Origin of the sequence: Stecheria intestinalis (assembly GCF_009696165.1) — a bacterium.
GTDB classification, from domain to species: Bacteria; Bacillota_I; Bacilli_A; order Erysipelotrichales; family Erysipelotrichaceae; genus Bulleidia; species Bulleidia intestinalis.
Window position 1 is genome coordinate 59,448 of sequence record NZ_VUMN01000012.1, and the last position, 14,612, is coordinate 74,059.

Here is a 14,612-nt window from a genome sequence, read left to right on the forward strand (position 1 = left end):
ATGTCAGAAGAACAAGATGAGGAACTGATTCTGCATGCGGCAGTGCTGCATATTCTGGATTTCAGGACCGGGGCTTCGGTATATTCCGAGCAGGTTCTGGATCTGGAGGATGAAACGGTATTCAGCTATGTGATGCATCAGATGGTGCGGGCGGTCAATGATATGCAGAACCGGGAAGGAACGTTCCGTGAGGACAGTTCCATGAAGAGAGTTCTGGAGCAGTATGCAGAGGGTGAACTGGATTTCCTTCCGTTTTCTTTGCAGGCGGCGCAGACTGCTGAAGAAGTCATGAAGACGTATCTCGATCTGCCTGCAGACTGTCTGGTGCTGGACTATGAGCAGAATGGAAAGAGATATGCAGGCATCCTGTTCCTGGAAATTTCCAAAGCATTCACGCAGATCACGGAGCAGAATGAGCGGACGGTGAATACGATTCTCGAGTCGTATTCCGTGCTGCCTGGTTTCTCGAAGAAGATCCGTTCAGCCGCCTTTGTATGCCTGGATGATTTCTCGATCCACTTCCTGGATGAAGCTTCGAAGAATGCTGATTCTTCTCTGATGCAGGAAGTGCTCGGGTGCACGTCCGGAAAGTCTTCCGAAGAAGTGCTGAAGACGCTGACGAAGATCACGGAGCAGGTGGCAGAAGAACATGAAGAAAACCCGGCACTGATGGTGAGCCGGGTCAAGAACTATCTTCGTCAGACGACCGAATCTTCGCCAAGTGTGACGACGGAAGATCTTTCTTCTCATGTATTTTCAGAATCAGAGGAACTGAAGACTGCGTTTGAGAAACGGGCAGAAGAAGAAGAGATTCCGGAAGAAGTGGTTCTGCCTAAGACTGCTGCAGTGAGAAAGCTGAAGAACCAGAGAATCCGGACGGATACCGGAATTGAGCTGACGTTTCCGACCGAATATTTCAGCAGTCCGGATTTCATCGAGTTCACGAATCATCCGGATGGAACGATTTCCATTGAGCTGAAGCATATCGGAAAGATCACGAACCGGTAGTCAGATGGCTAAGTCTTCCTGGGATTCCTTCTTCACTTCCCGGTAGACATAGCAAAATAGCGCGATGACGAAGATGGCAAAGACCGCGGTGGACAGAGATGTATTCACCATGATGCAGCCATCATAGAAGGCATGAAGCCCGGCAGCGGAAACAAATCCGGGCAGCAGGTTTCTGCTTCTGCCGACGTCGTCGCCATAGACGTCGCATACTTTTGCGCGGCCGTAATAGGAGCCGAGGAATACTCCGAAGGACAAGTGCGCAGGAATAGCGAGCAGAGCTCTTGACAGAGCGATGCTCAGACCATACTGAGCGATATAGAGAATATTCTCGAACGCCGCAAAGCCGAGGCTTACGAATACTGCATATACGACCCCGTCAAAGCGGTAGTTGAAGGCGGGCTGATTCCAGCTTCTGCGTTTCAGGAAATAGAACTTCGCTCCTTCTTCTGAGATTCCTACGAGGACTGCATCCGCGATTGCGGCAGATGCGGTTCCTTCGGAGATGGGAAGGGACGGAATCAGAAGATCTTCGCCGATCCATTCGAGCACCATCGCTGCAAGGGCAGCAAGCACGCCGCCGAACAGCAGAGAGACTAAGAGCCTGGCTGGCTCTTTTTCAATCTTGTCGTTCTGATAGATGAAGCGGAGCAGGACTGCGGCCGGAGTAATTGCGGCAGCCAGATAAATCAGCGCAGTGACAATCGGCAGGTCGTATACATGGCTCATAGTCAGTTCTCCTTGCTGTGGACAAGCTCGTAGATCTTATTTTTCGAAAACCCGGTTTCGGCAGCGACGTGCCGGATGGCTTCGGATTTGGTCATGCCGAGGGCAACATTCTCATTCACTTTGGAGAGAATCATGCCATAGTCAACATCTTTGGAGTAGTCATCATGGTTTCCGTCCATGATCACGACCATCTCCCCTTTCAGCTCTTCGCTGACTTCAAGCAGTTCCTTCACGGTGCCGCGCAGGAATTCTTCATGGACTTTCGTGAGTTCTCTGGCCAGGCAGCATTTCCGGTCGCCAAATACCTCGAGGCAGTCTTCGAGCATTTTCGTGATGCGATGGGGTGCTTCATAAAAAATCATCGTCATCGGATAGCTGCGGTATTCCTGCATCTTCTTTTTCCGTTCATGCGAAGAGGACGGCAGAAAGCCGATGAAGATAAATGGCTGCGCAACTAAGCCGCTGGCCACCAGGCCATCGAGCATCGCACTGCATCCGGACAGCGGAATGACGTTGTATCCGGCGGCGGCAGCTTCGGTCACGATGCGCTGACCGGGATCATTAATGAGCGGATAGCCGGCATCGCTGATCAGGGCAACGTTCTGGCCCTGCGACAGCAGGTTCAGAATTCCTTTTGCACTGGAATCTTCGTTGAAGTTCTGATAGGCGATCAGCCGCTTATGAATTTCGAAATGCTTCAGCAGCTGACCGGAAGTGCGGGTGTCTTCGCAGGCGATGACGTCCACGCTGTTCAGCACTTCCACTGCTCTCGGGGTCATCTCATTGAGATTTCCGATCGGAGTCGGAACCAGAAACAGGGAAGGCTTCTCATTTTCAAAGCTCTTCTGGCGGTTCACTTGGCTTCTTCTTTCTCTGTCTCTGCCTTCTTCTTGGACTTGAAGCTGCGGACAGTCACATTCGGATTATTGGTTTCAGTATGCACCGGGTGCTTCGGACGGCGCGGTCCTGCCGTGCGGGCTGCGGGTTTCTTCGGTGCAGATGCCTGCGGTTTCAGGCCGGCATGGGCATCGTTTCTTCTCGGCTTGCGGCGATCGGAAAGATCAGAAGCCGGAGTGACTTTCTTCGACTCGGAAGAGATGCCGCGGTTCTTCTCGGAATTGGTAGCCCGGAAGTCGGTCGGCGTCTCGACGTTTCTGACGCCTGGGGCGATATGAGCAGGCTTTCCAGCAGAGCGCTGGGGCCCTTTTCTGCCGACGGTCACGCCTTTGCGGACAATGGCCTTCGTGCGGAGGTCTTCAATCGAGATGACCTGGTAGGTCTCGCTGTTTTCAAGGCGGGCTTCATTGGACATGACATTCATGGATGCGACCCGGTACATGACGCCGTCATATTCCACGTGGGCACCCATTTTCGGCAGGCCTTCAGTCAGCTCTTTGTAGTTGTCGTTTTCATACTTCAGGCAGCACATCAGCTTGCCGCACATGCCGGACAGCTTCTCCGTATTCAGCGCAAGCAGCTGGGTCTTGGCCATGTTGATGGAAATGACGTCCATATGCGTCTTGAAACGGCTGCAGCAGCATTCCATGCCGCACATGCCGATGCCGCCGACCATCTTCGCCTTGTCGCGTTCGCCGATCTGGCGCAGTTCAATGCGGCAATGCAGCTGTGATCCGAGGCGTTTCAGAAGTTCCCGGAAGTCCACGCGCTGCTCAGACTGGTAGATGAACAGGATCTTGGAACGATCGAGCATGTATTCTGCTCTCAGCAGGTGCATATTCAGGCCGAGGTTCGTGATTTCTGCATTGCAGATCTCATAAGCTTCGCGGGAGTATTCCTTGTTGGTTTCATAGTCCTGCAGGTCTTCTTCATCTGCAATTCTGAGTATCGGTCTCTGGGGCATGCGGCATGGCACCATCTTGCTGGTGCACTGCGGGGTACCCTGGACTCTGCCGAGCTCGACACCCTGCTGGGTTTCGACGACTACGGCATCGCCGTTCTTCAGGTCCGGATTTTCCGTTCCGAACGAATAGGCCCGACTGCTGTTGTCAAATTTCACGGATACGCTGTAGGTATAGTTCTTCGGCGTTTCCGCTGTTCTTGGTTCATTCATGATTCTACCTCCATCCGGTACATGGCCTGGGCGAATAAGAGGCTGAGGTCATTGTTCCGGTTCACGCGGTCGCGTTCTTCCATGGCGATCCGCAGTCTGCGTTCATAGATGCGCGGACTGTCGTTCATGGCAGCGCTTACTGCATTATGATACCATGCCGGTCCATCTGCGTCATGAACGAGCACGGACTTGCAGAACTGCATGACCATGCTGAAAAACAGCTGGAGCACATCGAGATTGGCATCTCTGGCATCGGCTGTCTTCACGGATTCATCGGTCTTCGAAGAACGGACCCGGTATCTGGCTTCATAGTCCACGACGAGAAGGCGCCGATCTCCCTGCACGTTCAGATACTGCTTCAGCATCTGCTTGGCAGTCTGATAGGCATAAGAGGCTGCCTGATCGCCCATATTCCGGAAGTCGGAAGAGATGCCGGACAGGAAGAATGCGTCTTCGGGGTCCAGGCCTGCCTGTTCTGCCGCCTTGCGGTAGACATCGGCAGGCAATGGCCGGAACGGAACGATCACGCAGCGTGACCTGATAGTAGGAAGAATCCCCTCTGCATGGTCCGCAGTCAGAATGGCATAGACATCTCTGGCTGGTTCTTCGAGAAACTTGAGCAGGCTGTTCTGAGCACTGTCGCTGCTGTTCTCCATATGATCGATGATATAGACCTTCACGCCGCCTTCGGCAGCAGTGACGGAGAAGCGGCTCTGAATCTCATCTGCTTCGTCTTTGGAGATGGCACTTTTCCGGTATCCGTCAATGAGAATCAGTGAACTGTAGTCGCCTGCGGCCATTCTGGTGAAGATCATCTGCTTTTCTGCAGAAAGATTTTCTTCTTCCGCAAGGCCGGTCTCTGACTTGGCAAACAGGCTGCBCGCAACCAGAAAAGCCATGTCTTTCTTCAGGGAGCCTTTCGGTCCGAGAAACAGACATGCATGCGGGAGACTGCCGGTCTTCAGAGCCTGATCCAGAAAGCGGTATGCGGTTGGTTCATACTGGGCAAGAAGCTTTCTGATCTGTACCCGGTTCTGCCGGGACTCTGCTTCCTGTTCGATTCGCTTCGAGGCTTCCGCAATCTGTTCTTTCTCTTTTGCGGTCAGCTTCTTAGTCGCCATCCAGAATTCCTTTCACTGCTTCATAGGCATTCTGAATCACTTCTTCGACAGTTTTTGATGCGTCGATGAGAATCATGCGTTCTCTGTATTTCGAGATGACCTGCTGATAGCCTTCATAGACTGTCTGGTGGAAACTGAGCTTTTCCTGATCGAGACGATCGAGATAAGCCCGATGATGGCTGATACGATCGAGTCCGGTCTCTGCATCAATGTTCAGGAAGATCGTTTTGTCAGGCATATGATTTTCAATCGCGAACTGATTGATGTCATAGACTGCCTGGATGCCGATGCCTCTTCCGACGCCCTGATAGGCAAGCGAGCTGTCAATGAACCGGTCGGAGATCACATGGATGCCCTGTTTCAGGGCGGGCAGAATCACTTCCACGAGATGCTGGCGGCGGCTGGCAGCGTAAAGCAGCGCTTCCGTGCGCACATCCATGGCCGTATTCTCGGGTTTCAGAATGACATTGCGGATCTGCTCGGCAATTTCGGAACCACCTGGTTCTCTGGTATAGATGACCCGGTATCCGTCTGCCTGAAGCTTTTCAGTGACAGCGGTGGAGACGGTTGTTTTGCCGCTTCCGTCCGGGCCTTCGAAGGTAATGAATTTTCCTGTGCTCATAGAGCGATTATACCACGCTCAAAGAGTCCTAAGATGGATCGCGAAGCGGGTCTTCCAGGTCTCTGTTTCCGGAAGCAGCTCGATGGTTCCGCCTTCTGCTTCGATGATTTTCTTCGTGATTGCCATGCCGAGGCCGCTGCCTTTGGAATTGCGGGCATCATTGCCGGTCACGAATGGTTCGAAGATATGTTCTCTTGCATAGTCGGAGAGCCCGGAGCCGCTGTCTTCCAGAATCAGAACTGCAGTCTTTTCCTCTTTCTGCAGGGAAGCATGAATGACAATTCCGGCAGCATTATGACGGATCGAATTATTCACGATATTGTCGAGTGCTCTATGGAACAGAGCGGTATCCAGCATGCATGGAATCTCGGTTTCCGGCAGATCTGCTTCAAGCGTATCTCCTGAAAGCTCGCATTCCGGATATTTGCCAGCCAGGTATTGACGGACCGTTTCGGTCAAGTCCGTCTTCTGCAGATCAAGATGATAAGCCGGGTGATCCATCTTCGAGAACGTGTGGAACTCATTGATCAAGCCGGTCAGCTGCTCGCTTTTTTCTTCGATCAGCGACAGATACTGTTTCTCCTGGGACTCCGGGATCACGCCATCCCGGATCGCCCTGGCATAGCCTTCGATCACGGTGATCGGAGTCTTGAGATCATGCGAGATATCAGCCAGCATCTTCTGTTTTTCCTGCTCAGCCTGACGGCGTTCCTGCTCTGTTTTCTCAAGACGTGCACTCATCGTATTGAAGCTGTCGCACATCTCTGTGAATTCTGCCGGACCGCGATAGGCGATCTGCTCACCGACATTTCCTTCTGCAACCTCGGTCATCGCTTTCGACAACATGGTGATAGGCTTGCGGAACCATCTGCTCAGCCACAAAACGAATACGAGCAGAATGATCACAAATGCTGCGATCAGAATCACGTCATACATCTGGATCACAAGATCAATCTTTGAATTCTCTCTGACCGTGCTGACCTTGGGAACTCCGACCAGAACGACGCAAGGTGATCCATCCTGCATGGTTTCGGAATAGACTGAAATCGTGCTGCCGCTGCTTTCGCCGATCAGCACCATGCGCAGGGTTTCTGAAATATGATCGCCGACCGGAATCTTATCCAGAGTGCTGTACGTAACCGTTCCGGTTGATACATCCACCAGAAACATTCCTTCAATGGAAAATGCACTGCCCTCTGCCGTGCTTTCCGGGCTGTAGGCAATGTATTCTCCCGTTTTCGCGCCATCTTCTTCCTGGTATTCCGTATATCCGATATAGCCATCGCCAATCGAAAGAATCGAAACATCCTCCGCATTGAGCAGAAGGTTTTCTGGTGATCCGGAGGATCCCGAGATGGGAGTTCCGTCTTCGCCGATCAGAAGATACCAGCCATTGCCATTCAGCCAGTTTTTCGGAATCGACGATTCTTTCCCATCCGCGGCATACTGCGCGATCTCTTCCCCATGAACAAAAGCAGGATTGGAATAGGAATTCGTGATGAGCTGGTTCATGAATTTGCCGATGCCGCCCAGGGCTACCAGCACGATTGCCGCAAAGCAGGTATACTGGAAGACCAGCATCCAGAACATCGAGATGTTCTTTTTCTTATTTTTCATATTCAAAGCGGTATCCGAGCCCTCTTACCGTATGGATATACTGCGGGTTCTTCGCATCGTCTTCAATCTTGTCGCGGAGATTGGAGATATGGACCATGATCGTATTGTCATCGCTGGAAAAGTAGGTTCCGTTGATGGCGGTATAGACCTGCATCTTCGTGAATACGGTTCCCGGTTTCTCCATCAGCATCGACAGGATCCTGAATTCCGTCGGCGTCAGCGGAATGTTCTCTCCGCGCTTGGTCAGCGTCATGCGCTTCTGGTCCAGGACCAGATCTCCTGCTTCCAGCACTTCCGGAGAGGTTTCAGCTGCTCCGAGCTTGTAATACCTTCTTAACAGTGCTTTGATGCGGGCAATGATCTCAAGCGGGTTGAATGGCTTGGTCATGTAGTCATCTGCCCCGAGATCCAGTCCGATCACTTTATCGGAATACTGATTTCTGGCCGAAAGAATCAGAATCGGAAGATTGCTTTTCTCCCGCAGTTTCTGTGTCACGGCCCAGCCGTCCATCCTGGGCATCATCAGATCCAGCACGGCCAGATCGACCTTGGTCTTCTCCGCTATCTGCATGGCTTCGACCCCGTCTTCTGCCAGGCTGACTTCCCATCCTTCTTTTTCCAGATACAGCTTCAGAAGCTGCGCGATATCGCTGTCATCTTCTGCTACGAGTATGTGATATGTCATATGCACCTCTTGCACAAAGATTACCACGCAGATGCGAGGATTCCCGGTTTCTTAATGATATTTCAGAAAACGGAATCGACAGAAATCGAAGGCTGGTGTATTGTAAGTAGCCGAGGCAGAAATGCCTCCGTCAGTAGCGGCTACCTGACGTACACCTAAAATAAGGAGATTTTTCATCAATGAAACTGAATCAATTTACCCGCACTGCGATGATCGCAGCCATTTACACCGTTCTCTGCTTTATTCCGGGGTTATCGCTGATTTCCTTCGGAGCCATCCAGGTCCGCATTGCCGAAGCCCTCACGCTTCTGCCGCTGATCTATCATGACGGCATCTACGGGGTTACGCTGGGCTGTTTCCTGGCAAACCTGATCGGGGCTGCCACAGGCATCAATCCGACCGGATTCCTGGATGCCATCGTCGGCACCCTTGCAACCTTCTTAGCAGCTGAGTGCACGTATCACCTGAGAAATAAGCTGGTGAAAGGCATTCCTCTCTGGAGCATCCTGATGCCGGTCGTCTTCAACTTCTTCTTCGTGGGAGCAGAGCTTGCAGTGCTTTATATGCCGGACAATAAATTCCTCGGCACGATGATCTTCGGGGCTGAGGTTGCGGTCGGAGAGCTGATCTCCGTCTTCGTCGGCTATCTTCTGATCAGAGCACTTGAGAAACGCGGCCTCTTCAGAAGCTGAAAGGAGCCAGAAATCCATGGCACACAGAAAGAAAAGAATAGTCCGAATCGGCCGCATTCTGGTTCTTTTCGCAATTGCCGCAGGAATTGCGGCAGCAGTGTTCTATGGATTTCATATGATCCGTACGAGAAATCAGAAACAGGAAGCAGCTCAGGTTTCGCCCTCGGCACAGCCGGCTGCAACGCCTTCTGCTTCAGCAGAGCCGACCTATGATCCATCGTTATTCACGGATACCGACAGCCTGTTATTGATCGCAAACAAGAGCCACCGGCTTCCGGAAGGATATGAGCCTTCTGATCTGGTGGATGTCAATACGCTCGGGGGACATGGAAACATTGCCCCGATGATGAGAAAAGAAGCAGCGGAAGCGGAAGCAGAGATGACGGCAGCTGCTGCCGAAGATGGAATCTACCTGCAGTTCAGCAGTGCCTACCGCAGTGAAGAATACCAGTCGGAACTCTACTGGGGCTATGTCGCATCAGATGGACAGGAAGCTGCAGATACCTACAGTTCCAGACCCGGGTATTCCGATCATCAGACTGGTCTGGCAGCAGACTTCGTGGAAAATGGAAGTTCTGACTTCACCGCCGGCTTCGAGAATACCGAGAGCGGAAAATGGCTTTATGAACATGCCTGGGAATACGGGTTCGTGATCCGCTACCCGAAGGGCAAGGATGAAATTACCGGCTATACGTATGAGCCATGGCATTACCGCTATATCGGCAAGGACTGGGCAGCAAAGCTTCATGCGGTAAGCCCGGATGAAACAATTGAAGAATACTTCGGAGTATCCGGAGGAACAGAATATACGGATCCGATCAGCACTCCTGCTTCCTGAAGCGGAGTGCTTTTCTGAGATCGGAGTAGCGGAACGGCAGCTGCAGAAGCTGCCAGCTATGAAAAAGGACCGCGGTCTGCGATCCTTCAGTTCATTTTCTTCAGCATCTCGAATACTAAGCTTGCGCAGTGTTCTGCAGCCTTGGCTTCGAATTCGTCATAGGAGACCTGGACGCTTTCATCTGCTTTATCAGAGATTGCCCGGATGATGACGAATGGAATCTGATTAAGCCAGCATACCTGGGCTATGGCAGTTCCTTCCATCTCCGTGCAGTCACCATGGAACTGTTCTCTGAGTTCCATCTTTTTCTGATGGTCTGCGATGAAGGCATCTCCGCTCAGGATTCTTCCTTCAAATACCTGAACGTCCGGTGCTGCTTTCCGGATGCCTTCGACAGCCAGCTTCCGGAGGGTTTCATCGGCTGGAAACTGCACGATGCCGAGCTGAGGAATCTCGCCGGACTGATAGCCGAAGACTTCCGCGTGGACATCATGGTACATCGCATCTTTCGATACGACGAGATCGCCGATATTGATATCGTTGTTCAGAGAACCTGCGACACCGGTATTGAGGACATGCGTGACATGGAATACCGTGATCAGCAGCTGCGCGCATACGCCGGCATTGACTTTGCCGACACCAGAGCGTACCAGCACGACTTCCTGGGTTCCGATGGTTCCTTCGATGAAGGTCATCCGGGCGATTGTTTTCTCCTGGGTGATGTTCATCTGTTTCTTCAGAGAAGCGATTTCTACTTCCATCGCTCCGATGATTCCGATCTTCATTAGCTTCCTCACTTCGGATAGACCAGATGGGCCTGGTCGATATGTTTCAGCGTATTGTTCATGTAGCGTCTGGCAAGATATCTGGCCATGTTCAGATTCTGATCCAGATAGTTGCCGCAGTCTGATGGAGCAGCGCCCGGAATATCTCCTTCATAGTCCTGGATGAATGCGAACATCCGGATGATCAGCGGAAGAATGTCTTCGGAGCTGTAATTTCCTGCTAAAAGCAGGTAGAACCCGGTTCTGCATCCCATCGGGCCGAAGTAGACGATCCGGTCCTTATACTCCGGATCATTGCGCAGAAAGGTCGCACCGAGGTGTTCAATTGTATGAACCTCGGCAGTATTCATGACCGGTTCCCGGTTCGGGGCTGTCATGCGCAGATCGAAAGTCGTGATGACCGTATCTCCGTACTTGTCTTTTCTGGAGACATAGACTCCTGGTTCCAGGAGCAGATGATTGATCTTGAAGCTCGTGATTTTTTCCATTTCAGTTCTCCGTATGCTGGGTGAACCAGACAGTGATTTCGTTCAGTCTGCGGATGCGATGCTTCGGCTTGCCGGAACGGCTCAGTTCATGATTCTCGCCATGGAAGATGCACATTCTGGTTTCAACGCCGCGCACCGTGAGGGCCTGCATCATCTGCATTCCCTGTTCCAGCGGGCAGCGGTAGTCTTCATCGCTGTGAATGAAGAGAGTCGGAGTCTTGCACTGTTCGGCATACTTCAGAGGAGAGTGTTCCCAGAGCTTCTCATAGTCATTCAGTCCGGAAGCACCGCACTGATCCGGTCCGAAGTACGGACCGATATCAGAGATATAGGACATCGAGATCCAGTTGGAGATGGAGCGCTGGCTTGCCGCACAGCAGAAGCGGTCGGTATGCGTGATGATCCAGTTGGTCATGAAGCCGCCATAGCTGCCGCCGGTTTCGCAGACTTTCTTCGGATCGATGTTCGGATACTTCTTCAGCACGGCATCGGTGAAGTCCATCAGATTCCTGAAGTCGACGTATCCATACTGATCACGGATATCGGCGAAGGCATCTCCTCTTCCATCGGAGCCTCGGATGTTCGTGAAGAATACGACGAATCCTTTCGCTGCCCAGACCTGCATCTCATGGAAGAAGGTTTCTCCGTAGGCTGCTCGCGGTCCGCCATGAACATCAAGTACGGCAGGATACTTCTTCTTCGGATTGAACCCTTCCGGAAGAAGCACCCATCCCTTCAGCTTCTCTCCGTCTGAGGTATAGGAGAGCGGCATCGGTCTGGCAATGTATCTGTCCTTCAGAAGTTCATCATTCAGATTCGTGACGCGCACGGCTCTGCCAGTTCCTTCCTGCACATAGACTTCAGCGACATGATTCCAGTCCTGATAGACTGCCGCAAGCTTCTTTCCTTTCACATCAAAGCTGCCGGTCATGCCTGGCTTGTCCCAGACGGTCTTCTGATGGAACTTCTCATCGAAAGAATAGATGCAGGTATGATCCATCTCGGTGGCTTCGGTATAGAGGAAAGATCCATCCGTGCGGAAATGTCCGCTGTCTTCCAGCGTATCGCCGCAGACGCTGTTATTCAGCGAGACTTCCGGGCGATAGACTTCGGTCAGCTTCTTATCTTTCAGAAGATACAGATTCATCGTCTCATTGACGCCATAGGCTTTCATGTCGGTGGCTTCTGCATACAGCTGTCCTTTCTGAATCCAGAGAGAGCCGAAAGAATGATCATTTCTGCCATAGAGAACCGCAGTTCTTCCGTGCTTGGTGTCATAGCTGTATACCTTTGAAGTCAGCGGCTGATTGCCAGTCCATTCCATGCCTGTGTAATAGAGCATCTCGCCATCTGCCATCAGGAAGCCGGTATCGAAGTCAGGCTTCGTGATCCGTTCGACCTGAAGCTCTGGTTCTGTCTTCACTAAGAACAAGGCAGTGCGTCTGCGGTTCGTGAAGCCCATGCCGTTGAACCAGTATGGAACTTCATCCACGACCTGGTAGTCTGCTTCGTCTTTCTTCTCTTCGCTTCTGCGTTTCCTGGTTTCTTCATCTGCGCAATAGGCATCCGGATCTCTGCTGTCGATGAGGCCGAGTGCCGCATAGATCGGTCCGCTGACTTTCTTCATGGAAGTCAGAATGAACGGCAGCGTGATCCATGGTTCTGCTTCAGAGCCATGGATATTCAGACGGAACAGCTCTGTGGTTCCTTCTTTTCCCTTCGGGCTCTTCCGTTTCAGAATCAGGGTTTCATTGTCCTCCCAGAACAGAGAGGAAGCGTCCAGGGAATAGGTCATCTGTCTTGCCTTTTTTCCATCATAGAGCCAGACCGACGTATGATACGTATTCTCTTCCAGATCGCCTTTCGTCACATCAAAGCTGAGGTTCTTTCCATCCGGGCTGTAGTTCAGATTGCCCGGAATCCGGTATTCTGCAATATCGCTGATTTCAATCGGTTTCATACTTGTGCTTTCATCTCCCTGACCAGAAAGGTCATTGCAATTGTCTTGGCATCCTGGATCTTTCCCTGCACGATCAGGGCGGTGATTTCATCCAGAGTCATTCTTGATACATTGAGATATTCATCCGGATCCAGATGCTGGCCGCGATACTCGCCTTTGCGGCAGTAGTACATGTCGATGACTTCTTCATCATAGGCCGGGGTCGGCATCATCCTGCCAAGATACGTGAAGTCGGTTCCTTCATATCCGGTTTCTTCGATGATCTCTCTGGCTGCAGTCGTGAAGGGGTCTTCTCCCTTCTCTTTCTTGCCGGCCGGGTATTCGATGGTTTCCGTGCGCTGGGCATATCGCCATTGCGTCACGAGAAAGAATTTCCCTTCTTCGTCTTCCATGGCAATTCCTACGCCGCCCGGGTGTTCCACGACTTCCCGTTCGACGATCTTTCCATCCGGCATCTCTGCCTGGTCCATACGTACATTGATGATTTTTCCGCTGTATACAGTCTTTTCAGACACTGTTTTCTCTTTCAGATCCATGCGTGCCTCCTGCTTCAATATCTTAACGCAGGAAGCACTTTTCTGCGATAATGGGGAACAGAGGGAAGTTTATGAATCAGAAGGTATATTTTGCAGGATCAATCCGCGGCGGCAGAAATGATGCACAGCTTTATCAGGAATTGATTGCGCATATCAACAAGACCGATCACGTCCTGACCGAACAGGTCGGCGATCTGAAGCGTTCCATTCTCGAACAGGGCAGAGGAAAAGATCAGGCCATCTATGAACAGGATACTGCCTGGCTCAGAGAATGCGATCTGGTCATTGCCGAGTGCACGCATCCGTCTTTAGGAGTCGGATATGAGATGGCTTATGCCGAGCAGTATGAAAAGCCGGTATATATCTTCTACCGGCATCAGGAATGCGAACTCTCGGCAATGCTTGCCGGAGATCCGTATTTCCATATTCAGTCTTATGAGACGAAAGCAGAGCTGTTCCGGATGATCGATGAGATCCTGAAACAGTGATCAGACCAGATACATATCCATGATCCGCTTCAGTCTGGAACGATCCAGGCCGTATTCTTCAATCAGATAATTGGAATAAGATCCGTATTTCTCTTTAATGCCATCCAGTACTGCCTGGCCGATTTCTCTGCGCACGCCGGTCTGCATCTGAATCAGAGTTCCGAGTTCGGGACTCTTTTCAATCTGATCATGGTATTCCTGCAGGGTGGAATCAATGATGTCTTTCCGGTAGTCATTGGACTTCAGATAATCCTGAAGAATTGTTTCTTCCGGAATATTGAGTGCCATCAGAAGAACCATGGCTGCGACGCCGGTGCGGTCCTTGCCGGTTGCACAGTGAAATAAAAGCGGTGTCTTTCCCTGTTCAATTGCGTTCATCAATGCATGCAGGGCTTCATTCTCAAATGGCATTGCCGCATAGTAGCGGACCAGTTTCCGAAGCTGCTCTACTGCTGCCTCGCCGGTCTGATGCATGCCATTGGGAGAGAAGTCGATCTGTTCCCCGAACTTGCTGACAGTATTGCTGTGCTGGATGATTTCCGTTCCTGGAACGATCGGATCCGGATGTCGCTTCTGTTCATAGTCTGCTCTCAGATCCAGGATATACTTCACATTCTGGTCTTTCAGAGCCCCGAGTTCTTCTTCATTCAGATGATAAAGACCGCCGGAACGGAAAAAGATCCCTTTTCTGATCTTCCTGCCATCTTTTGACTGATACCCGCCGAGATCGCGGACATTATTTTCCTTATTGATCTGATTGATTTTCATATTCAGAACACCTTGTTTTCATCTTAGCAGAGATTTGTGAGAATGGGATGAAAATGCATGGATGATTCCTGCGTGCAGGTAATCGAGTAGGAGGATGAGAGCGTGAGCTCTCATCTTTTTTCCTCTCACACCACCGGAGAAGCCGTTCGGCGTCCGGCGGTTCGAAGCACCAACAAATTACATCACTGTTACATGTACCAAGGTAAA

Annotated in this window: 16 protein-coding genes; 4 read left to right on the top strand and 12 right to left on the bottom strand. The window is 51.5% G+C overall.

Annotated features, from left to right (window positions below; genetic code table 11):
* A complete protein-coding gene (locus FYJ51_RS06440) occupies positions 1–1,008 on the top strand; it encodes a nucleoid-associated protein (protein ID WP_154504331.1) in 1,008 nt (335 codons plus the stop codon).
* Here the strand turns inward: FYJ51_RS06440 and FYJ51_RS06445 are convergent, their stop codons facing one another.
* Genes FYJ51_RS06445 through FYJ51_RS06475 form a run of 7 tightly spaced genes read right to left on the bottom strand, consistent with a single transcriptional unit; the run spans position 1,009 to position 7,850 of the window.
* Positions 1,009–1,734, bottom strand: coding sequence for a PrsW family intramembrane metalloprotease (locus FYJ51_RS06445; RefSeq protein WP_154504333.1), 726 nt, complete (start codon positions 1,732–1,734; stop codon positions 1,009–1,011).
* 2 nt (positions 1,735–1,736) lie between these two features.
* Positions 1,737–2,591, bottom strand: a complete 855-nt coding sequence (gene rsmI / locus FYJ51_RS06450; RefSeq protein WP_277085009.1) for a 16S rRNA (cytidine(1402)-2'-O)-methyltransferase — start codon at positions 2,589–2,591, stop codon at positions 1,737–1,739.
* A complete protein-coding gene (gene ricT, locus FYJ51_RS06455; protein ID WP_154504335.1) occupies positions 2,588–3,805 on the bottom strand; it encodes a regulatory iron-sulfur-containing complex subunit RicT in 1,218 nt (405 codons plus the stop codon). Before ricT ends, rsmI begins: the two co-directional genes overlap by 4 nt.
* Complete coding sequence (locus tag FYJ51_RS06460) at positions 3,802–4,926, bottom strand: hypothetical protein (protein WP_154504337.1); 1,125 nt, start codon at positions 4,924–4,926, stop codon at positions 3,802–3,804. Before FYJ51_RS06460 ends, ricT begins: the two co-directional genes overlap by 4 nt.
* Positions 4,916–5,548 carry a dTMP kinase gene (tmk, locus tag FYJ51_RS06465; protein WP_154504339.1) on the bottom strand — a complete coding sequence of 211 codons (633 nt, stop codon included), beginning with the start codon at positions 5,546–5,548 and terminating at the stop codon, positions 4,916–4,918. Before tmk ends, FYJ51_RS06460 begins: the two co-directional genes overlap by 11 nt.
* Before the next feature lie 18 nt (positions 5,549–5,566).
* A complete protein-coding gene (locus FYJ51_RS06470) occupies positions 5,567–7,165 on the bottom strand; it encodes a HAMP domain-containing sensor histidine kinase (protein ID WP_154504341.1) in 1,599 nt (532 codons plus the stop codon).
* A complete protein-coding gene (locus FYJ51_RS06475; protein ID WP_105302392.1) occupies positions 7,155–7,850 on the bottom strand; it encodes a response regulator transcription factor in 696 nt (231 codons plus the stop codon). The genes FYJ51_RS06470 and FYJ51_RS06475 overlap by 11 nt, the downstream gene beginning before the upstream one ends.
* A gap of 179 nt (positions 7,851–8,029) precedes the next feature.
* Between FYJ51_RS06475 and FYJ51_RS06480 the strand changes: the two genes are divergently transcribed.
* Positions 8,030–8,542: a QueT transporter family protein gene (locus FYJ51_RS06480; RefSeq protein WP_105302393.1), complete on the top strand. Its 513-nt coding sequence runs from the start codon at positions 8,030–8,032 to the stop codon at positions 8,540–8,542.
* A 16-nt stretch (positions 8,543–8,558) separates the two neighbouring features.
* Entirely contained in the window at positions 8,559–9,380 is an 822-nt protein-coding gene (locus FYJ51_RS06485; protein WP_105302394.1) for a M15 family metallopeptidase, read from the top strand.
* A gap of 86 nt (positions 9,381–9,466) precedes the next feature.
* On the opposite strand, the gene FYJ51_RS06490 is transcribed toward FYJ51_RS06485, so the two are convergent.
* The 4 genes from FYJ51_RS06490 to FYJ51_RS06505 are packed head-to-tail and all read right to left on the bottom strand — an operon-like array spanning position 9,467 to position 13,149.
* Entirely contained in the window at positions 9,467–10,165 is a 699-nt protein-coding gene (locus FYJ51_RS06490; RefSeq protein WP_154504343.1) for a 5'-methylthioadenosine/adenosylhomocysteine nucleosidase, read from the bottom strand.
* Positions 10,166–10,173: 8 nt separating this feature from the next.
* Positions 10,174–10,653: an S-ribosylhomocysteine lyase gene (locus FYJ51_RS06495; protein WP_105302396.1), complete on the bottom strand. Its 480-nt coding sequence runs from the start codon at positions 10,651–10,653 to the stop codon at positions 10,174–10,176.
* Position 10,654: 1 nt separating this feature from the next.
* On the bottom strand, positions 10,655–12,613 hold the full coding sequence (locus FYJ51_RS06500) for an alpha/beta hydrolase family protein (RefSeq protein WP_154504345.1): 1,959 nt from the start codon (positions 12,611–12,613) through the stop codon (positions 10,655–10,657).
* Positions 12,610–13,149, bottom strand: a complete 540-nt coding sequence (locus FYJ51_RS06505; RefSeq protein WP_105302398.1) for an NUDIX domain-containing protein — start codon at positions 13,147–13,149, stop codon at positions 12,610–12,612. The genes FYJ51_RS06500 and FYJ51_RS06505 overlap by 4 nt, the downstream gene beginning before the upstream one ends.
* Positions 13,150–13,220: 71 nt before the next feature.
* Here FYJ51_RS06505 and FYJ51_RS06510 point away from each other — a divergent pair, with 71 nt between their 5' ends.
* Positions 13,221–13,637 carry a nucleoside 2-deoxyribosyltransferase gene (locus FYJ51_RS06510; protein ID WP_154504347.1) on the top strand — a complete coding sequence of 139 codons (417 nt, stop codon included), beginning with the start codon at positions 13,221–13,223 and terminating at the stop codon, positions 13,635–13,637.
* On the opposite strand, the gene FYJ51_RS06515 is transcribed toward FYJ51_RS06510, so the two are convergent.
* Complete coding sequence (locus FYJ51_RS06515) at positions 13,638–14,405, bottom strand: tyrosine-protein phosphatase (RefSeq protein WP_154504349.1); 768 nt, start codon at positions 14,403–14,405, stop codon at positions 13,638–13,640.
* Positions 14,406–14,612: the final 207 nt, after the last annotated feature.